This window comes from Chitinophaga filiformis, from assembly GCF_023100805.1.
Classification (GTDB): Bacteria; Bacteroidota; Bacteroidia; order Chitinophagales; family Chitinophagaceae; genus Chitinophaga; species Chitinophaga filiformis_B.
The window spans coordinates 5,529,382-5,548,688 of record NZ_CP095855.1 but is presented as its reverse complement, the minus strand read 5'-3'; the positions used below and the strand labels follow the sequence as shown (position 1 = coordinate 5,548,688).

The 19,307-nt window shown below is 46.2% G+C and carries 16 protein-coding genes; 7 read left to right on the top strand and 9 right to left on the bottom strand.

Translation table 11 applies throughout. The features are described from left to right. Positions 1-593: 593 nt before the first annotated feature. The 7 genes from MYF79_RS21475 to MYF79_RS21445 all read right to left on the bottom strand — a co-directional run bounded on the left by MYF79_RS21475 (position 594) and on the right by MYF79_RS21445 (position 6,793). On the bottom strand, positions 594-1,007 hold the full coding sequence (locus MYF79_RS21475; RefSeq protein ID WP_247809896.1) for an EamA family transporter: 414 nt from the start codon (positions 1,005-1,007) through the stop codon (positions 594-596). Positions 1,008-1,019: 12 nt separating this feature from the next. Beyond that, positions 1,020-1,511, bottom strand: a complete 492-nt coding sequence (locus tag MYF79_RS21470; RefSeq protein ID WP_247809895.1) for a GNAT family N-acetyltransferase — start codon at positions 1,509-1,511, stop codon at positions 1,020-1,022. A 146-nt stretch (positions 1,512-1,657) separates the two neighbouring features. Beyond that, entirely contained in the window at positions 1,658-3,304 is a 1,647-nt protein-coding gene (locus MYF79_RS21465) for a hypothetical protein (RefSeq protein WP_247809894.1), read from the bottom strand. A gap of 7 nt (positions 3,305-3,311) precedes the next feature. Then, complete coding sequence (locus MYF79_RS21460) at positions 3,312-4,019, bottom strand: hypothetical protein (RefSeq protein ID WP_247809893.1); 708 nt, start codon at positions 4,017-4,019, stop codon at positions 3,312-3,314. 126 nt (positions 4,020-4,145) lie between these two features. Next, positions 4,146-4,700: a GNAT family N-acetyltransferase gene (locus MYF79_RS21455; RefSeq protein WP_247809892.1), complete on the bottom strand. Its 555-nt coding sequence runs from the start codon at positions 4,698-4,700 to the stop codon at positions 4,146-4,148. Positions 4,701-4,710: 10 nt separating this feature from the next. Continuing rightward, positions 4,711-5,811: an AI-2E family transporter gene (locus MYF79_RS21450; protein WP_247809891.1), complete on the bottom strand. Its 1,101-nt coding sequence runs from the start codon at positions 5,809-5,811 to the stop codon at positions 4,711-4,713. A gap of 55 nt (positions 5,812-5,866) precedes the next feature. Continuing rightward, entirely contained in the window at positions 5,867-6,793 is a 927-nt protein-coding gene (locus MYF79_RS21445; RefSeq protein WP_247809890.1) for a helix-turn-helix domain-containing protein, read from the bottom strand. Between the two features lie 382 nt (positions 6,794-7,175). Here MYF79_RS21445 and MYF79_RS21440 point away from each other — a divergent pair, with 382 nt between their 5' ends. The 4 genes from MYF79_RS21440 to MYF79_RS21425 all read left to right on the top strand — a co-directional run bounded on the left by MYF79_RS21440 (position 7,176) and on the right by MYF79_RS21425 (position 12,810). Beyond that, a complete protein-coding gene (locus MYF79_RS21440; RefSeq protein WP_247809889.1) occupies positions 7,176-8,087 on the top strand; it encodes a DUF6089 family protein in 912 nt (303 codons plus the stop codon). A 1,765-nt stretch (positions 8,088-9,852) separates the two neighbouring features. Beyond that, on the top strand, positions 9,853-10,185 hold the full coding sequence (locus MYF79_RS21435; protein WP_247809888.1) for a hypothetical protein: 333 nt from the start codon (positions 9,853-9,855) through the stop codon (positions 10,183-10,185). A gap of 236 nt (positions 10,186-10,421) precedes the next feature. Beyond that, positions 10,422-12,347: a menaquinone biosynthesis decarboxylase gene (locus MYF79_RS21430; RefSeq protein ID WP_247809887.1), complete on the top strand. Its 1,926-nt coding sequence runs from the start codon at positions 10,422-10,424 to the stop codon at positions 12,345-12,347. Then, the gene (locus tag MYF79_RS21425) at positions 12,319-12,810 is read left to right on the top strand and encodes a hypothetical protein (RefSeq protein WP_247809886.1); all 492 of its coding nucleotides are present in this window, start codon (positions 12,319-12,321) and stop codon (positions 12,808-12,810) included. Before MYF79_RS21430 ends, MYF79_RS21425 begins: the two co-directional genes overlap by 29 nt. Before the next feature lie 362 nt (positions 12,811-13,172). Here the strand turns inward: MYF79_RS21425 and MYF79_RS21420 are convergent, their stop codons facing one another. Continuing rightward, on the bottom strand, positions 13,173-14,756 hold the full coding sequence (locus MYF79_RS21420; protein ID WP_199655200.1) for a peptide chain release factor 3: 1,584 nt from the start codon (positions 14,754-14,756) through the stop codon (positions 13,173-13,175). 110 nt (positions 14,757-14,866) lie between these two features. On the opposite strand from MYF79_RS21420, the gene MYF79_RS21415 reads away from it, so the two are divergent. The 3 genes from MYF79_RS21415 to MYF79_RS21405 are packed head-to-tail and all read left to right on the top strand — an operon-like array spanning position 14,867 to position 17,860. Continuing rightward, complete coding sequence (locus MYF79_RS21415; protein WP_247809885.1) at positions 14,867-16,081, top strand: ABC transporter permease; 1,215 nt, start codon at positions 14,867-14,869, stop codon at positions 16,079-16,081. Positions 16,082-16,111: 30 nt separating this feature from the next. After that, the gene (gene tsaD / locus MYF79_RS21410) at positions 16,112-17,116 is read left to right on the top strand and encodes a tRNA (adenosine(37)-N6)-threonylcarbamoyltransferase complex transferase subunit TsaD (protein WP_247809884.1); all 1,005 of its coding nucleotides are present in this window, start codon (positions 16,112-16,114) and stop codon (positions 17,114-17,116) included. 15 nt (positions 17,117-17,131) lie between these two features. Continuing rightward, on the top strand, positions 17,132-17,860 hold the full coding sequence (locus MYF79_RS21405; RefSeq protein WP_247809883.1) for a tRNA1(Val) (adenine(37)-N6)-methyltransferase: 729 nt from the start codon (positions 17,132-17,134) through the stop codon (positions 17,858-17,860). Between the two features lie 188 nt (positions 17,861-18,048). On the opposite strand, the gene MYF79_RS21400 is transcribed toward MYF79_RS21405, so the two are convergent. Then, positions 18,049-19,248 (bottom strand): NAD(P)-dependent oxidoreductase, encoded by a 1,200-nt coding sequence (locus tag MYF79_RS21400; protein WP_247809882.1) that lies wholly within the window; start codon positions 19,246-19,248, stop codon positions 18,049-18,051. Positions 19,249-19,307: the final 59 nt, after the last annotated feature.

Sequence of the window (19,307 nt, the reverse complement as noted above, 5' to 3'; positions counted from 1 at the left end):
GGTCCTCTATATTTACTTCGCCATCTGTTCGATGTTACGTTATTGGCCTTTGCACATCGTCACCGTCTTTCACTTATCGCCTGTACTATAGTCTCGTCTCTTGTCCGCTACATCTCCGCTTGTCTACCGATACTATAAGGTCTCCATCCCGATATTTATAGGTCATCTTAAGGTCACTTGTATATCCCTGAGATATATAAGTGACCTTAAGATGACCTTTTGATGATGATTTGGAAACGTAATAGTAAAGGAATTAAAGCGAAGATGTAGCGAACACTGAGTACTGACAAAGTAAGAAGTAGCTTCCATGGCGTTCGGAGGAATGGCCGTTGAAAAGACAGGAATAGTGTTGAATGCCGGAGGTAGGGGGGCGACAATCACTAAAAGAAGGTATGTGGCCAGCCGGGAGAAGGGTAACAAAACCAGATCTTCCCAAGGCAAAAAAAATCCGCCATGGTAAACGACCACCGCGGATCTGTATTGAATTTTTGATTGTGTCAACTATTTTCAAGTCGCTAATAATCAACAACTTGGTGTTCTGCCTGGTAGCACAGAAAATAATGCTCTTCAGGTGTGATTGACCCTGTCAACTGTTATAAAATCAACACCAGGGTCCCGGAAATGATCAATATTGCGCCAATGGCTGTTTTGATGGTCAGTGCTTCATGCAGGAATACGACGGATAATATTATTGTCAGGGCAACACTCAGTTTGTCCACCGGAGCTACCTGCGATACCTTGCCCATCTGCAATGCCTTAAAGTAAAAGATCCAGGACAGGCCGGTAGCCATCCCTGATAAGATCAGGAAGGTCAGGCTGAATTTTGACAGGTGCTGGAGGCCTTTTCCTTCACCCCGGAAAAAAACAATGCCCCAGGCCATGATCAATATAATAATGGTCCGGATTGCCGTTGCCAGGTCTGAATTCACCCCCGAAACCCCAATTTTGGCAAAGATTGCCGTCAGGGATGCAAATAAAGCAGAGAGTAAAGCATATAGCCACCACATAGACAAAATGTATTAGTTAACCCGTTTGCCGAGAATATTCAGACTTCTTTCCACTCCGTCCAGGACAGCGATATTGGGCAGGTGGGCCCATTCCTTAAATCCCATTTGTTCGAATAAACGCAGGCTGGGAGTGTTGTGGGCGAAGATGAATCCGAGTAAAGTATGTACACCGATGGATGAACACTGTTCTATGGCATATTGGAGAATGGCCTTACCATACCCTTTTCCCCGTTGATTTTCATGCAGGTAAATGCTGATCTCGCATGTACCGTCATACGCGGGGCGGCCATAGAAGGATTGAAAACTGGCCCAACCTATGGTGACGCCATTGTCTTCCACCATCCACAGCGGACGTTTTTCGGGTGAATGTACATTGAACCAGTGAATACGGCTTTCAACGGTAACAGGCTCAGTATCAGCTGTTACCATACGGCCGGCGATAGTAGTGTTGTAAATAGCGACGATTTCTGGCAGGTCTTCCAGTGTTGCGTTCCTGTAGGTCATTGTATGGAGAATAATTATAAGATTACAAACCTAATGAAAAGCCGGCTTTCGTGAGAGGGAATTTATTTCTGTGGTAATGGAGTGTGGTAAAAAAACAGGAGCCTGCTCCCCGAAGGAACAAGCTCCTGCTAATTGCTGGTGTGACCTTATGGTTGCATCCAAATGATCCTGGTATTTTTCTTTCCTCCTCCGTTTTCGATCTGCATAGTGACATATATATTATTTACCTGGTCATAATCTGAAATTGTGAAAGCAGCGAGTTTAACGCTCTTTTTTTCATTTTCAAACAGAAACTGGCGATCAGGGAGAGAATTCTTCTCATCTATCGGGTAGTAGAAGGCATCACATTTGCCTACTCCCATGATGGTGATTTTTTTACCATACTTCAGTTCACGGATATTACGTTCGGTATCGTTCAGGAGTATATAGTTTTTATTGCCGGAATTGAGATAACAGAATGATTTGAATTGATCGCCTCCTAATAGCTCATTCCCGGTATTGTCTCTCCTTGAGTGATAAAAAGGCTTCAGCCAGGAAGGACTTAATACCTGTTCTTTAGGAATCAGCGCAGACGTTTTCATAGCGCCATCCCTGTTAAAAGTCGATACAGCAACATCACTCAGGAGTACCGTATGTATTTCGGTTTGCTGTGGCAGGGTATTGTAAGAAACAGAGACAGCGGCCAGGATTTCGTATACAACTGAAAATCCTCCGTCAGCATTGAGGTATAGGTTTTGCGGCATACCCAAATAAGGATGATCCTGACTTTTATATAGTTTCTGGCTTGCTTCGCTGGCTTCCTGAGGATAGACGTCGAATGTATTTTCAATGTTCATCGTAGTAGCATTGGCAAATGCGCCAAAGCCCAGATAGGTCAAATTTTCCTGTTTTTCTCCGGCATTCTTTTTTGCTTTGGGTTCCACCTCATCTTCCGTTAAGGCGCAGCCCAGCAGGACTAATTTTCCCGTAACGGGATTATGGCGGATAATACTTCCATCGATCTGGTAGCCTTTCATAATACCAGGTTCTGTGAGCATCAGTGTATGCTCATTTTTCTCGAGTTTCATCAGCACCAGATGACCTTCCCTGCGATTTGTTGCATCATTATGATAATCGCCATAGCCGATGATTCCGACAGTTCCTCCATTATAGACGACCATGTCATGCAGTTGCAGTAGTGAATATTTATTGCCGGCGGCTTTATAGCTCGCCCTGCTGTTTTCAGCATGCTGCTTGTTATAAAGTATTACTTCTATCTGTTCATAATCTTCACTTTCATCCTTATTGCGGGAAATTGCCACAGCGTAGTAATCGCTCAGAGGGTCTTTGCGAACCAGGAACGGATTACTCAGCGGATGATTCCGATCGATTTTCTGCTTTCCTGCTTCAGTGATCTTTTCCATTTTGGTCAGTTCGCCGGTGGTAGCATTAATGATCATGCGGAAAAGGGCAGGCTTCTTTTCTATCACCGCTGTAATGAGCAAGGTTATATCTCCGTTGATCTCAAAGATGCCATTGACAGATTCGTGATCATAGTTTCCTCCCGGTCGTGCCACGATATGTTTTACAGCTATCAGTGCATGTTCTTTGTTGTAGATCTGTACTTCAATACCCTCTTTCTGCTCGCGGTGAATGTGCGTCAGTACGGTATTACCGTTCTTTAGCAGTAATAGCCTGGCAAATCCTTCTTCGGGTTCATTGAAGGCTGGGCTTTCGGCTAGTACTTTAAATTGTGCGGATGCCAGCTGTTGAAATGACAGCAGTAATAAAATGAGATGTAAAATTCTTTTCATTCGAAGATTAGTTTATAGGTATCAGGGATTTAATTGCAGCGCTGTCGGTATTCCCGGCCCTGTTTACTGTAGTGTCGGGCTTGACTGGTTTATAATACTGCATATTATAGATCTCCAGGGAACGCTCCAGATGGTTATCGGCTTTTTTATTGTGGTAACGCCTAAGCAAAATGCCTCCTGCTATCATGGCCAGACCAGGTATCCCATATACAAAGGCTTTCGCTATCGAAGGATTTGAGTTGTCGTTTTCACTGAGTTTGCTGGCAGCAGCGCCTAAACCGGCAAAGGTGAAGCCTGTACCAACACCCACTAATGGCCAGCCCTCAAGCGCTCCAATCCTCCGTTCCCGATTCATCAGTCTTAATTGTTCGTTTGCCAGCGGCGCTTTTGCATAATAAGGCCGGAGTATATTGCCACGTCTGTCCAGTCGCTTGAGTTCACGATCATTGATACGGATATAACGCACTTCAATAGTGGAAGTGGTTGGGGCCTCATATGACCTTATTCCGCCATTTGATCCCGTGCGTGAGAGGTCATAGGCTGTGTGGAACGTCTGTATCGTTCTTGACTTATATACCAGCTCCAGCCTGGTAACGTTGACCGGTTTTTTGGATTTGGAGATCTTGCGCTTAATGGCTGACGAATCAGTTTGCGCCTGAACAAATAATGGGAGTGACATGCATAGCAATGTCATCAGCGTGTTACGGATCTGCATAATATAACTTAGGTATAAGGAGGCGCGAAGATAATACTCAGTTCAGATATTATAAGAAATTATATTGTTATATGGTTGATTTATATGGTAATTTGTTTTCTTTTTATCATGAAAATACCAGTATCCTCAAAATAGCATATCATATTTATAATCCTTCTGCAGCAGGCTATAGATAAATGCATCTACAAACTTTCCCTTTTGAAAGAACGCCTGCCTCACTTTACCTTCCCGTTCAAATCCCAGTCTTTCGAGCAGTTGATGGGAATGGGTATTGGCGGGATCTACAAAGGCCTCGATCCTGTTCATCTGTAGGTCCTCGAATCCGTATTGCATAAGGCGGTGTATGCTGTTGGTCATAATACCTTTGCCCCAGTAGGATGGCAGGAGATCATATCCCAGTTCCATTTTATAATGGGTTCTGTTCATGTGATGAAAGCCACAGGTGCCGATCAGTTCATTATGTCCGTTGAGGGTGATGGCCCAGCGCATACCTTCTCCACTGGCCAGTTTGTCGCGGAAGAAAGCTATCAGCTGTACGGCTTCCGAAACATTGATAAAACGTTCAATGTCCATAAAACGCACCACTTTCTCATGCGAGAACAGGCTGAATAAGGCCGCGATATCTCTTTCATCGATGGCCCGCAGGCTGATGTTACCGGTCGTAAGCGTGGGTATTTCCATCCATTATGGTTTATTCACTGACAGGATCCGGCCCCTTGGGGATCGCCGGTTTCTTTTTGCCCTTCATTGTTACGTCGCCCAGCAAGATAGCCCATGGCTCCATATATTCTATATGCTCGAAAATGATCTTCAGGATGGCAATGAACGGAATAGCGAGGAACATGCCGGGAACACCCCAGATGAGGTTACCCAACACTACTCCCAGGATGGTCACCAGGGCATTGATCTTCACTTTGGAGCCCATAATGCGGGGCAGGAGGACGTTGCTGTCCAGGAAATGCACGATCAGCAACCCGCTGCCAACCTGTATGGTAGTAGCCAGCGAGCTGTTAGTCAGCGTCAGCAGCATACAGAGCACAGTGGCAATATAAATGCCCAGATAAGGAATGAGATTAAACAATGCTGCCATGATGCCCAGCAGGGTGGCGTATTTAATGCCCAGTATCCAGAACATGCTGCAGTTTACAATAGCCACGACGATGGTTTCTATCATCAGACCGGTTACATACCCTTTGATGATATATCGCGTTTGCATGACCACATTGAGGAGTTTGTCCCGGTGTTTTCCTTTGAACAGCTTTATCAGGAAAGTGATGATCAGGGAACGGTAAAGCAGGAGAAAAAAGGAATATAGCAGTACAAAGATGATGAAAACCAGGAGGGATGAGAGGGATAGCAGGGTACTGCTGATAAAGGAGGTAGCTGAGCCAAGTGTGCCCATCGCCATCTGTTCCAGGTAATCCATCTGCTGTGTGGAGTCAAGATGGAACTTGACGTTTATCCATGATTGTAACGAATTCAGCTGATGTAACAACTGCTGCTGCAGCTGGGGGAAATCAGCAACAAAAGCGCCCATTTGTGTGCCAAGCAACATCAGAACACCCACCAGGAACAAGACAAAAAGCAATACTACGGTCAAAGCGGCCGCTCCCCGGGAAAAGCGCCATTTCTCCAGCTCACTGGCAATAGGCAGCAGCATAATGGCCACCAGCATGGCAAAGGCAAGGGGGATGATCAATGCATGCCCCACACGGGCAATATAAACGATCAGTATAATACAGAGTAGGGTACATGCAAGCCTGGCGTTAAATGGCAGCTTCACTTCGTTCATGGACAGTCATATTTCCCTCAAATATATATTTAATGAGGGAAAAGGAGAGTGGGAATTACAACAACTGTCTGAGATGCGGAATATAGATCACGCAGGAATTAGGTGCTACAAGTGATATAAAGAAGTGGGTGCCGCTCATTTTAAACACACCTTCTTTTACGTACCTGTCTATGAACTCATACATTGGAATACCTGCAGTTGCGAAATCCGTTGGTACGGGCAATGTAATATAATGTCCTCCCGGAATGCGTTTGAACATGAGTCTTTCCGCATTCACCGTTTGCGTGAACAGGGGTGTGATGTCCTTATTGGGGATGAGGATACCCGCGTACATGCTCATTTTTTCGTAGTCGGTGACAGGCACAGAGTCCAGTGTGCTGGTAATGACTTTGGCATTTGTCAGGTTCAGGGCGGAAATGATATTGCGCAAACGCTGCTCTTCCCTGGTCATTTTCATGATCATCTGGGCAATGGGATCCTGTCCGCGGGACAAGAGGGTATAGTACAGCGTACTTTCGGGCAGCTGATCAGTCTCTGTCATGTCAAAGCTGAACAAAGGAGTAATAGAATGTCCCTTTTTATCGAATGCCTGTACAATCATATCAACCATTTCGAGTGTACGCTTTTCATTTGGCAGAATATCGATCTTCCTGAAACTACGCGGGCTTTTGTTGAAATACTGGGTAAACGCCTTAGTATAGGCAGCAACGGTAGCATAACCGGTACGGTCGCCGATCTCGCTGATGTTATAGCCGCTGTGCCTGAGCAGGCCGGCTGATAATTCCAGTCGGTGACGTTTAACGTACTGCCAGTAAGGTTCTCCGGTTACTGTCGTAAAGCTGTGATAGAAATAAGAGTAAGAAATCCCAAGCCATTCTGAAACATCCTTCATCTCGAACGATTCAGATATATGATCGTCTGCAAAACAGAGTGCTTTGATCGCCATTAGCTCCATTTCATGAGCGGCAGGGTTGTAGTTCATAGTAATCGAATTTGAGGTGTTAAATGGTTTATGAAGGTTTTTCTGACGTTTCTCTGCGCTGTGTTACTTTATCAATAAATCACATATTAAATAATTAACTAAGTGATGGTTATCGAATTTAAGCTTTTGGCAGTATATAATAAAAAACGTTTTAACAACTAATGTTTAATTGAGTACATTTTGCGTAGAAGAAGGGAAAATGCGTAGATTTGCGGCCGTCGTTTTAGAGAATATTTAACAATTTTTATCTATTTCCGGCGTTAGAGTTATAATTAGTATAATTATTGCAATCTTTTCCCTGTTTACCCCTTATGCCTGCTGAAATACTCCGGAATGTTCTTCCGGCGACTAAACATGATCTTTAAATCAATCCCCTTAATTGATGCCAAATCTAAATTTATTGAAAAAAAGCCTGCCTTGTGCTGTATGGAAGAGAGTAGTTGTCGTTTTATTGATCTGTGCCCCTTTTAAAGGCTTTAGCCAATACTGGCAGGCCGGCGGTTTTCTTGGTACGTCCAATTATAGCGGTGACCTGGTACAGCAACGGGTGGACCTGAAGTATACCCGGTATTCCATTGGCGCTTTTGTAAAGCGGGATATAAACCGTTATCTCACTATCCGTGCAGGATTAACCTATGGAAGAATAGCCGGGGCTGATAGTACCAACACAGATACTATGCTGCTGAAACGTAATCTCAGTTTCCGTTCCCCGATCTTCGAGGCACAACTGGGTGCTGAGTTCAACTTCCTGGACCTGGATGAAAAGCGTATCACACCTTATGTTTTTGGTAGTGTAGCGTTGTTTAGTTTTTATCCTACCACGAAAGATGCCCAGGGCAACACCGTCAAACTGCGTGCGCTCAGTACGGAAGGGCAGGGGTTGTCGCAATATCCTACCCGTAAGCAGTATAACCTCCGTCAGATCTCTATTCCATTTGGCGCTGGTGTAAAGTTATTGCTAACTGACAACCTGGTTGCCGGTTTTGAGATCGGTTTTCGTAAAACATTTACCGATTACCTGGATGACGTGAGTCTTACATATGTTGACAGAAATACATTATTGAGATCCCGTGGTTCCAAAGCTGTAAACTTTGCCTACCGTGGTGACGAGGTTACCGGCGGGCACGTTACGCCGGGTACTTATCCGGCTGATGGTACCAAACGCGGTTCTGACAAATATAATGACTGGTATGTCTTTACCGGCTTTACGCTGGCCTATCGTTTTGGCGGCGGTGGCGGGTATGGATCCAATCGCTGGGGAAAGCAGAAGGTGTCTAATTGTCCGAGGTTTTAGCTTATTATATATAATGGGAAGGAGCGATGGGTTATCTGTCGCTCCTTTTTTTTGAGATGATGTTACGCTGTCCTCATAGCTTGCCCGGGATAGTAAAGCGGCAGTGGCCCTCTTACTGCCAGGGGACAATATAATACTTGCATTTGACAGGCACTTGTCGCGGTTTGAGGTGGGACAGCGGGCTGTACTCCTTTTCGAGTCCTTGCTATGGAGCTTTTTCAAGCGTACCAGCTTAGGAACGCTATTAAACCCCTTGTCAATCGTATCAGCGCTCTCAAAGGACTAAGGCCCGCTATCTCCACCTCAAACCGTCTCTACTTCAGGGCTAACGGTGATAGAATGGCCTCTATGAACCATATTTGGAGATCTGGAGCCCCATATCACTGAAACCTGCAGATAAGTATAGTTTTATTTAATAGGACTAATCATAAAGAAGCTTCAGTAAGTATCATTAATAAGTCCCAGGTATAAATAGCACAAGGTATATCAGTAATAAGTCTATCTGGAAGATTGCTGTATTAAATATGTCTCTGTAACATTTATTTAGGAAGCCCCAGGCATAAATAGCACAAGGTATTTGCATTACGTCTATCAGTAATGAGTCTATCTGGAAGATTGTTGTATTAAATATGTCTCTGTAACATTTATTTAGGAAGTCCCAGGCATAAATAGCACAAGGTAGTTGCGTTACGTCTATCAGTAATAAGTCTATCTGGAAGATTGCTGTATTAAATATGTCTCTGTAACACTTCTTTAGTAAGTCCCAGGCATAAATAGTTACAAGGTATTTGCGTTATGTCTATCAGTAAGAGTCTACCTAGAAGATAGCTGTTTTGGATACTATTGCTGTAACACTTCTTTAGGACGTCCAGGCATAAATAGCACAAGGTATTTGCGTTATGTCTATCAGTAAGAGTTTACCTGGAAGATAGCTGTTTTGGATATTATTGCTGTAACACTTCTTTAGGAAGCATTTTTGATAAATACTTTTCAATAAATGTCCCTTCGGAATGTCTCAGGGAAATGTATTTGAGGAAACGCCTTTTCAGGAGTACTTCTTAGGAAATATCTCTTTAATAAACGCTCTCGCCAAAAACATCTTCGTCGGTCATAGATGTTTCTAAAATGTCATGAATCGCTTTCATTTCGAGATGGTTAGCAATTATGCTTATCGACAGCTTTTGTGTTGGAGCCTAAGGCCATTCATGTTCGGCCTGGTGAACTGAGGAAAATATCATAATTGGATGTCTTGAGGTACGGACCGTTTCAGATGGAGACTGCGGGCCTTATCCCTTGGAGAGCGCTGATACGATTGACAAGGGGTTTAATAGAAAACTAAAAGCGACTACGCTTGATAGAGCCAGATAGCAAGCGCTCGAAAAGGGATACAGCCCGCGGTCCCATCTGGAAAAGGTCCGTTCGCCCCACAGCAAAACGCAGGAAAAGGTCATTCGGCTCTCACAGCAAGATCAGGAAAAGGTCTGTTCGCCCCACAGCAAAACGCAGGAGAGGTCATTCGGCCCCACAGCAAAAAGCCAACAAAAAACAAACCGCAAAACATAAAAACATTTTTTGGCATACTTCTTGAATTTTACTTGCCAGACAGAACAAAACAACTGTCGAAACCGAATTTACATACTATACATTAAAAAATACCGTTTAATAAAGCAAAGCGAACACCATCATCTTTATCATCAAATTATTATTTCTTAACAGAGAGAACTATTCCAATCTTTATTTTTTCCAACAACAAAACGACAACAGTATGAAACAGATAGTATTATTATTACTGCTGATAGGGGGAGGTATACTCGGTGCACAGGCTCAGGGAAAAAGAGGTCATGGCCATTACCGTGGTTATGATGATTGCCGCGGAAGGAACTACAGGGTGCACCATGGCCGTTGGGATGATTGCAACAGGGATTATTACAGAGGCGCATACTACAGCTGCCGTCCCGCACCAGCCCCGGTTGTCTATGTTGAACCAGCGCCGGTAGTATACGTACCAGCCCCGCCGCCACCACCGCCTCCAAGAGTCGTATATCAGCGTTCTCCCAGAGTGGTAATCGCTACTGGTCCTATTGTGATCGGATTGTAAGATAATATTCCATATGCCGGAACTGTGATCGGACATGTTTTTGCCAGCGCCGGTTTCCTGCAGGAAAGCAGCTAACTGCGTGATAAACAAAACAGTGGCCCGGGAACGTAAATTTCCCGGCACCGGATGAAGCCTCCGGTCTGAGCCGGCCAGCGGAATTACGAATGACGAATTATGATTGTGTGTATCTTTGCACCGATTGTAATTCGTCATTCGCATTTATCGCAATTAGAAATATGGCATATAAACACCTGAAACACTTTATAGATACATTAGAAAAGGCAGGAGAGCTGATAAGGATCAAAACTTATGTGGATCCCAGGCTGGAAATAGCAGAGATCACCGACAGGGTGAGCAAATCGCCCAACGGAGGGAAAGCCCTGCTGTTTGAAAATACAGGATACGATTTTCCCGTACTGATCAACTCCATGGGCAGCTATAAACGCATGTGCATGGCGCTGGGAGTAAATGAACTGGATGACGTGGCAAATGAGATAGAGGCACTGGTGAAATTATTGTCAAAACCTAAAGAAGGACTGCTGGATAAACTGGCAATGCTCCCAAAACTGGGACAGTTCGCTTCCTGGATGCCGAAAGTAGTGAGCGGCAAGGGCGCCTGCCAGGAAGTGATCATGGCGGAACCGGATCTTGGCAAACTGCCGGTAATGCAATGCTGGCCTAAAGATGGCGGCCCGTTCATTACACTGCCCGTTATTCATACCAAAGACCCGAACACAGGTACCCGCAATGTGGGCATGTACCGCATGCAGGTATTCGATAAAACCATGACAGGTATGCACTGGCATAAACATAAGGTCTCTGCCAAGCATTTCATGGAATATAAAAAACTGAAGAAACGCATGCCGGTAGCGGTAATACTGGGAGGCGATCCTGCATATACCTATTCCGCTACAGCCCCGCTGCCTGAAAACGTAGATGAATACATGCTGGCCGGCTTCCTGCGGAAACAGAAAGTAGAACTCGTAAGATGTATCACACAGCCTGAAATAGAAGTTCCTGCTGATGCTGACTTTGTAATAGAAGGGTATGTGGATCCGGAAGAAGAGCTGATCTGGGAAGGGCCTTTCGGAGATCATACCGGCTATTACTCACTGGCCGACTGGTATCCGCGCTTCCATGTGACTGCCATCACTCACCGTAAAGATGCTGTTTATCCTTCTACGATAGTAGGGATCCCTCCACAGGAAGATGCCTGGATCGGAAAGGCGACAGAAAGGATCTTCCTGGCGCCAATCAAGATGACCATGGTGCCGGAGATCATCGACATGGAAATGCCGGTGGAGGGTGTGTTCCATAACCTGGTGATCGCCCAGATCAAAAAAGATTATCCCGGACAGGCGCAGAAAGTGATGAATGCGATGTGGGGCGCCGGACAAATGATGTTTAACAAAATATTGGCCGTAGCAGACGAGGGTACGAACATACAGGACTATAAAGCACTGGCCCGGTACATGTTCAAACACCTCAATCCTGCTACAGATATCTATTTCAGCCAGGGCCCCATGGATGTGCTGGACCATTCGTGTTCTAAAATGGGCTTCGGCGGAAAAATGTGTATCGATGGTACCCGTAAATATGAAGAAGAGCTGGAAGGGAATGGGGAACAGATCAGGGGCGATCATGCCTTCAACAAACAGGAAGTACTGAAACGGTTTCCGGAAGTGAAAGAGATTAATGATTCCCTGCTGAAAGAGGATATTCCCTGTATCCTTGTTGCTGTACAGAAATCCCGTCCCCTGCATATTAAGGAACTGAATGAGCAGTTATATTGCCTGCCGGAAATGAGCGCCGTGAAAATGGTGTTGTATGTTGAACATACCGTCAACGTCAATGACCTGCCTTCCGCATTGTGGCGTTTCTGTAACAACCTGGATCCGCGCCGTGACAGCTTTGTGGTGCGTCCGCCATTGCCGGGACATCCGGGTAAAACCGGCGCCGGCATCGGTATGGATGGAACATTGAAAACACGCCTGCTCGACAATTTTGAACGTGACTGGCCGAACATTATTGTTGCAGATGATGCTACCATCAAAATAGTTGATGAAAAATGGCAATCGCTGAACATCGGCCCATTCATAGCTTCTCCATCCCATAAATATAAATCCCAGATGTATGGAGAAGAAGCCGTGGTTCCGCAATAGCCTCTTACTGATATGTTGCCTGTGCGCCTGCCATATGGTAAGCGCACAGGTGCAACTGACCGATTTTCATTATCTGGACCGGATGGAAGGTTACTGGACAATGAAGACACGGCTGGGTGTTTATGCTGAGAAGTGGAAAAGAGTGGATGAGAATACCTGGAAGGGCAGGACAATGCGTATTGAAGGAAACGACAGTACGAAAATGGATGACATGTTCCTGTTCCGGGATAGTACCGCTATTTACTTTACAATAGCAGCTGTGAAGGATAAACAAACAGGCGAACCCCTTAGGTTCAGGGTACGTGTACTGAAGCCCATAGGATTTGTAGCTGAGAACCTGCAAAGCCCTTATCCGCAGAAAATAGTATATCGCTGGAAAGATGAGACCCATATGGATGCTCATTTTGAAGGCAAAGAAGAAAAAACTACCCGCGAGATCATCCTGCAATACACGAAGCGGTAAGATAACTGTCCCGTGTGAAAAATAACCATCAATCAAACGTCCATAACAAAACATAATAGGACTCCGTCAGGAGTCCCCGTGTTTGTAGCCCGGGGTGCAACCCCGGGTGGGAATAATCGTGCGACAATTAATCCCGCGGGGGAATAATCATGCGACGTATAACCGGGCGGGTGTGACCCGGGTATTCAATTTGATTCCCAATTGCGTAAATCAATTTCCCGATTGTATAAATGAATAACGCAAAGCTGGTATAGCTTTGCGTTATTGTTTTACATACATAAGGACAGTCTGCAATTGTACTTCGATTTGAGTTGGTCGTACAATGCTAAATACGCCGCGCCTGATCCCAGGATGCGGCTTTTTTATTTATGAATTTCTGATGTAAAATGGAATTCAATAGCCGGATTGTTGGTACGTTCTGTATTCAGGTACCATTCTGACTGTGCCAGGTATACGAGATGTCCGTCTTTATCTTCCACAATATTCGCCTGTTTGAAACGGATGAACTCTTCTATTTTCTGCTTTTCTCCTGTAATCCAGCAGGCTTTGTAGAAGGGCAGCGTATTGAACTGGCAGGAAGCGCCATATTCCTGTAGCAGGCGGTATTGTATCACTTCAAACTGGAGGTCGCCCACGCAACCGATGATCTTACGGTTACCCCCGTGTTGTGTGAACAGCTGGGCCACACCTTCATCTGTCAGCTGACGCAATCCTTTTTCCAGCTGTTTGGTTTTCATCGGGTCCTTGTTCACCACCTCTTTAAACAGTTCCGGCGAGAAGCTCGGGATGCCGGTGAAATAGAATTTCTCTCCTTCGGTGAGCGTATCGCCGATCTTGAAGTTGCCGGTATCGAACAGACCTACCACGTCGCCGGGGTAGGCATCTTCCACGACGTTCTTTTCACGGGCCAGGAAGCTATATGGGTTGCTGAAACGCACATCTTTGTCCAGGCGTACGTGTTTATAGAATTTATTACGTTCGAAACGGCCGGAACATACGCGCAGGAAGGCGATACGGTCACGGTGACGGGGATCCAGGTTAGCGTGTATCTTGAAAATAAAGCCGCTGAATTTGTCATCGCTTACCTTTACCTCGCGGGTGCTCGATTCACGGTCGCGGGGAGTAGGGGCAATTTCAACGAAGGTATCGAGCAGGTCTTTTACGCCAAAGTTGTTGACCGCACTACCAAAGAATACAGGAGCCATTTTACCTTCCAGGTATTCTTTATTGTCGAAGGGATCGTATACGCCTTCAATGAGTTCGACATCATTGCGCAGCTGGGCAGCGTCCTGCGGACTGAAATGCTCGTCAATATAACTGCTGCTAAGGTCACTCAGTTCAACGATATCGTCGTCAGTGGCCTTTTTATTGGGTGCGAATGATACGAAGCTCTTATTGTACAGGTTATATACACCCTTGAAGTCTTTACCCATGTTGATGGGCCAGCTCAGCGGACGTACACGTATATTCAGTTTTTCTTCCAGCTCGTCGAGGAGGTCGAAGGGATTTTTACCGTCACGGTCCAGTTTGTTCACGAATATGATCACCGGGGTATCACGCATGCGGCATACATCCATCAGTTTACCGGTCTGTTCTTCCACCCCTTTTACGCAGTCTATCACCAGTACTACGCTGTCCACCGCCGTCAGTGTACGGTAGGTGTCTTCAGCAAAGTCCTTGTGACCGGGCGTATCCAGGAGGTTGACCAGCATATCGCGGTACTCAAAGGTCATTACGGAAGTCGCAACGGAGATACCACGCTGCCGCTCTATCTCCATAAAGTCGGAGGTAGTATGTTTCTTGATCTTATTGGACTTTACCGCACCGGCCGTCTGGATAGCACCGCCAAAGAGCAGGAACTTTTCCGTAAGGGTCGTCTTACCCGCATCCGGGTGGGCGATAATGGCAAATGTCTTCCTTTTATTGATCTCGCTTGCGTACTTCATATTACTTTATAACCAAAAATGTGTGCAAAGGTACGGAATTGTCACGTTTAATCTTTAATTTACATGTATCTATGATTGCCACGATCAAAATTTTGTGGAATAGCCTCAGAATGGCTATCCTCGAGCTGCGGGTCAATAAACTCCGCACCTTCTTATCCCTCCTGGGTATCACCATTGGTATATTCTGTATTATCGCAGTGTTGACCGCTACCAACAGCCTGGAAAAGAACGTCCGCAACGAGGTGGAATCCCTGGGAAGCGACGTGATCTACATCCAGAAATGGCCCTGGGATGGTGGTCCTGATTTTCCCTGGTGGAAGTTTGTGAACCGTCCGCTGCCCAAATTCCAGGAATTGGAGCCTATTAAGGAAAAGGTTCACAGTGCCGGACTATCTGCCTTTGCATTTTCCGCCAGTGGCAAGCGGGTGGAATATAAGGACGATTACATGGAAGGTACCGAGTTATTTGCCGTAAGTGGTGACTATGAAAAGATCCAGGCCATGAAGTTTGTCAGCGGCCGTTTCTTTGCCGGCAAGGAAAATGAAAATGGCTCGAATGTGGCTATCCTGGGCGCCAATATATGGGAAGGACTGTTTGGTACTCCGGAAAAAGCCCTCGGAAAAACGATCGCTATCGCCGGCCGTCCCTGCCGTGTTATCGGCACCCTGAAAAAGAAGGGCGCCAGCCTGGTGGACGGTATCAATTACGATAACAGCGTTGTTGTACCTTACCTGTACGGCCGTACCATCGTGGACGAGCGCCGCTTTGCGGATCCTTTCCTTATTATAAAGGCTGCTCCCGGCGCCACGCTGCTGCAACTGAAAGACGAGCTGAGAGGAGTGATGAGGAGCATGCACCGCCTGCGGCCTAAAGAGGAAGACGATTTCTCCCTGAATGAGATCACCGCCGTAAGCGGAGACCTGAACAAGATGTTCGGTATGGTGAACCTGGGCGGAGGATTTATCGCCTTTTTCGCACTGGTAGTGGGTGGTTTTGGTATTGCCAATATCATGTTCGTAACTGTAAAGGAGCGGACCAATATCATCGGACTGAAAAAAGCTATTGGCGCCCGTAAGAAAGTGATCCTCATGGAGTTCCTGCTGGAATCCATCATCCTTTGCCTCATGGGAGGATTACTGGGCCTGTTCTTCGTATATGTCATTACCGCTATTGTTAACAGCTTCGATTTCTTCGAATTCACACTCACTTTAAGCAATGTTATCTTAGGGCTATCCATCTCGTCAATTGTCGGGGTGATCGCAGGATTTATCCCGGCTTACCTGGCATCCAGGCTGGATCCGGTTGTAGCCATCAGAAGCAACTGATAAAGGTGATAATTTCCTACCTTTGCGGGCATGTCTGTAAAAATACTGGCCATAGAGTCTTCGTGCGATGAAACGAGCGCTTCCGTGCTGGCCGATGGGGAGATCCTGTCTAATTTTATTGCCAATCAAACTATTCATGAGCAATATGGTGGCGTAGTGCCTGAACTGGCATCCCGCGCCCACCAGGAAAATATTGTTCCCGTGGTGGATCAGGCCCTCAAAGCGGCCGGTGTCCGCAAGGAGGAACTGAATGCTATTGCCTTCACGCAGGCGCCCGGTCTGATAGGCTCCCTGCTGGTAGGTAGTTGTTTTGCCAAGTCCATGGCGCTGGCGCTGGATGTTCCGCTGATTGCCGTACACCATATGCAGGCGCATGTACTGGCTAATTTCATCGGAAAGGAAAAACCTTCTTTTCCCTTTCTTTGCCTGACCGTTTCCGGTGGCCATACCCAGATAGTGCGTTGCGATGGTCCTCTCAGCATGAAGGTCATCGGTGAAACACTGGATGACGCAGCAGGAGAGGCCTTTGACAAAAGTGCCAAACTACTGGGCTTACCTTATCCCGGAGGCCCTCTCATCGATAAATATGCCCGCCAGGGAGATCCCACCAGGTTCAAATTTCCGGAACCCCAGATCCCTGGCCTGGATTTTAGCTTCAGTGGTTTAAAGACTTCCATCCTCTATTTCCTGCAGGAACAACAGCAGAAAGATCCTCAGTTCGCAGAGAACAATATGACGGATATCTGCGCTTCTATTCAGCACCGTATAGTCAGTATCCTGATGAACAAACTGGTGAAAGCATCCAAAGAAACCGGTATTAAGCAGATCGGTATAGCCGGGGGAGTAAGTGCTAATTCCGGCCTCCGGACGGCCCTGCAGCAGTATGGTGAAAAACATGGCTGGCAGACCTACATTCCAAAATTCGAGTACTGTACCGACAATGCCGCCATGATCGCAATAACAGCCTGGTACAAATACCAGGCAGGAGAATTTGTAGGACTGGATGCTGTACCCGGAGCAAGAGCCGGTTTTTGATCATTAGTAAGTACAATGGCGAACCACTATTTCCGTTTCAAGCAATTCACCGTCCACCAGGAGGCCTGCGCTATGAAGGTCTGTACAGATGCCTGTCTGCAAGGCGCATATACAGCTGCATATCTTCATGCAAACAGGCCTGGTATAACAGGAGTTCTCGACATCGGCACGGGTACCGGATTACTATCCCTTATGCTGGCGCAACAATTGCCTGCCGCTGCTATTACCGGTATAGAACTGGATACGGCCGCTGCTGGTCAGGCAAAGGCGAACTTCACAGCGTCTCCCTGGGCCGAACGACTGCAGGTGCTTGAAACAGATGCCAGGGCCCTGGTGGCTGACGAACAATATGATTTCATCATTACAAATCCTCCTTTTTACGAATCAGATCTGAAAAGCAACAATCACCTGCGTAACCAGGCAATGCATGCCACTACGCTGGACTATAATGAGCTCCTGCAGGTAATTGACAGCCACCTGAAGGCAGGAGGGGAGTTTTCTGTTCTGTTGCCTCATCGTCCTTTTGCCGACTTTGTAGCGATGGCCGGTACAGCCGGATTTTACCTGAAGGAAGTATTGCAGGTGAAACAAAGCGAACGTCACGATTATTTTCGAAGCATAGGCATTTTCTGCAGGGAACATCACGAACCCAAAGTGGCGTCAATGGCTATCAGGGAGGCAGACCATCAGGCATATACCCCCGCATTTATTTCGCTGTTGCAGCCCTATTATCTATACCTCTAGTTTTCGGTTGTTTGTTTTTGTACACCCTATGTTTTCCACTGAGAATGTAATTGCTTCGGATGATTGGGATTATCCGCCTGCTCCGCGCCTTTAACGCGGCATGCTTTAGCTGGGGAAAGCCCTCGTTTCTTATTCTTTGCAGGTTTACGAGGATTTAACCCGATGGATCGGCGCATTATTAAAATGCCTTATTCTTCTACATAATCCCTCAGATATTCAAAGCGCTCAGTCAGGGCACCCTTATCTGCAATAGTAGCGTTATGAACAACTGCGCTGTCAGACTGCTGCAATTCGTCAAACACATATTTCATCAGCTGGTCGCCAAAGTACTGTGAGGCATCCCTTGGCAGTTCATTAGGCAGATTGCTGACACACATCATATCCAGCGTATCCGACAGGTAAGGGGCTGTCCGCAGCCTGGTATGCCTGTCTACACCATATACAGGATCTTCAATGGTAGAATCTCCCAGGTTGGATGGGATAGAGCCGTTGGTATCGTCCGTTATATCTGCAATGACCTTAATACGGAAATTATCTTTTGCCAGGTCATTCCAGGTGAATAACGGTGGAATGCGCTGGTCCCAGTAAATGCCATTCATGAGAATATCCGTAGCGGTTACAAATGGCAGGAAGCGGCAATCGTACTGCTCGGGATGGAGATGGAAATCTTCCCTGCTATATGTTTTATCCGTTTTCCGGAGGTATAGTTCCCCTGCTTTCAGCTGTGTATATACCGGGTAGGCGTAGGTATTGATCAGGAATTCCTCTGGCGGTATGTACTTAACACCCAGCAATCCCATTACCTCCAGTGTACCGGCTGCTACACGGCCGGAGCCGGTAATAACGATCTTCAACGGCGGTAGTTTTGCCCCGAAATAATGATTGATCAGTTCTTTAAAATCGTGACATTTATTTACTGGTACGAGGTTATAAAGGCCTGTCTTCTTTCCATAGGCTAACAGGCCGTTGTGCGCGCCTACCACACCGGCAAAGAATCCGAAGCCAAGTATCCGCTGACCGTCTTCATGCACCAGGCATTCATAATCGATCAGGGTGATGTTCCGCTGCAGAATGGTTTGCAGCATATGCCTGTTGTGCGGCTGCTTTTTACGGGTATGGGAAAAGAACAGGTATTTTTTTCCGGCTATCAGTTTCTCGGCGGGTACTTCCTTTATTCCCAACAATACCTCACAATGGGAGAGGTCCTCAGAAAGTGGAATACCGGCGGCCTTATATTCATCATCTGTAAAACATCGCCAGGCAGATGGCTGCACCGTAATACTTACCTGGGGGTTGTGTCTGATGATCCACTGACATTGCTGCGGCGTAAATGCTACCCTGTTATCATGTGGCTGTTTCTCTTCTCTAATAAGACCAATGTGTAACATATCCGGGTTTTGGTGTAGCCAAATATAATACTTATTCGTGTTTGATCTTACTGAAGTAG

What these genes read in the sequence shown, in the direction of transcription:
- MYF79_RS21475 (WP_247809896.1), bottom strand. Translation starts at nt 1,007, where the DNA reads ATGTGGTGGCTATATGCTTTACTCTCTGCTTTATTTGCATCCCTGACG.
- MYF79_RS21470 (WP_247809895.1), bottom strand. Translation starts at nt 1,511, where the DNA reads ATGACCTACAGGAACGCAACACTGGAAGACCTGCCAGAAATCGTCGCT.
- MYF79_RS21465 (WP_247809894.1), bottom strand. Translation starts at nt 3,304, where the DNA reads ATGAAAAGAATTTTACATCTCATTTTATTACTGCTGTCATTTCAACAG.
- MYF79_RS21460 (WP_247809893.1), bottom strand. Translation starts at nt 4,019, where the DNA reads ATGCAGATCCGTAACACGCTGATGACATTGCTATGCATGTCACTCCCA.
- MYF79_RS21455 (WP_247809892.1), bottom strand. Translation starts at nt 4,700, where the DNA reads ATGGAAATACCCACGCTTACGACCGGTAACATCAGCCTGCGGGCCATC.
- MYF79_RS21450 (WP_247809891.1), bottom strand. Translation starts at nt 5,811, where the DNA reads ATGAACGAAGTGAAGCTGCCATTTAACGCCAGGCTTGCATGTACCCTA.
- MYF79_RS21445 (WP_247809890.1), bottom strand. Translation starts at nt 6,793, where the DNA reads ATGAACTACAACCCTGCCGCTCATGAAATGGAGCTAATGGCGATCAAA.
- MYF79_RS21440 (WP_247809889.1), top strand. Translation starts at nt 7,176, where the DNA reads ATGCCAAATCTAAATTTATTGAAAAAAAGCCTGCCTTGTGCTGTATGG.
- MYF79_RS21435 (WP_247809888.1), top strand. Translation starts at nt 9,853, where the DNA reads ATGAAACAGATAGTATTATTATTACTGCTGATAGGGGGAGGTATACTC.
- MYF79_RS21430 (WP_247809887.1), top strand. Translation starts at nt 10,422, where the DNA reads ATGGCATATAAACACCTGAAACACTTTATAGATACATTAGAAAAGGCA.
- MYF79_RS21425 (WP_247809886.1), top strand. Translation starts at nt 12,319, where the DNA reads ATGGAGAAGAAGCCGTGGTTCCGCAATAGCCTCTTACTGATATGTTGC.
- MYF79_RS21420 (WP_199655200.1), bottom strand. Translation starts at nt 14,756, where the DNA reads ATGAAGTACGCAAGCGAGATCAATAAAAGGAAGACATTTGCCATTATC.
- MYF79_RS21415 (WP_247809885.1), top strand. Translation starts at nt 14,867, where the DNA reads ATGGCTATCCTCGAGCTGCGGGTCAATAAACTCCGCACCTTCTTATCC.
- tsaD (WP_247809884.1), top strand. Translation starts at nt 16,112, where the DNA reads ATGTCTGTAAAAATACTGGCCATAGAGTCTTCGTGCGATGAAACGAGC.
- MYF79_RS21405 (WP_247809883.1), top strand. Translation starts at nt 17,132, where the DNA reads ATGGCGAACCACTATTTCCGTTTCAAGCAATTCACCGTCCACCAGGAG.
- MYF79_RS21400 (WP_247809882.1), bottom strand. Translation starts at nt 19,248, where the DNA reads ATGTTACACATTGGTCTTATTAGAGAAGAGAAACAGCCACATGATAAC.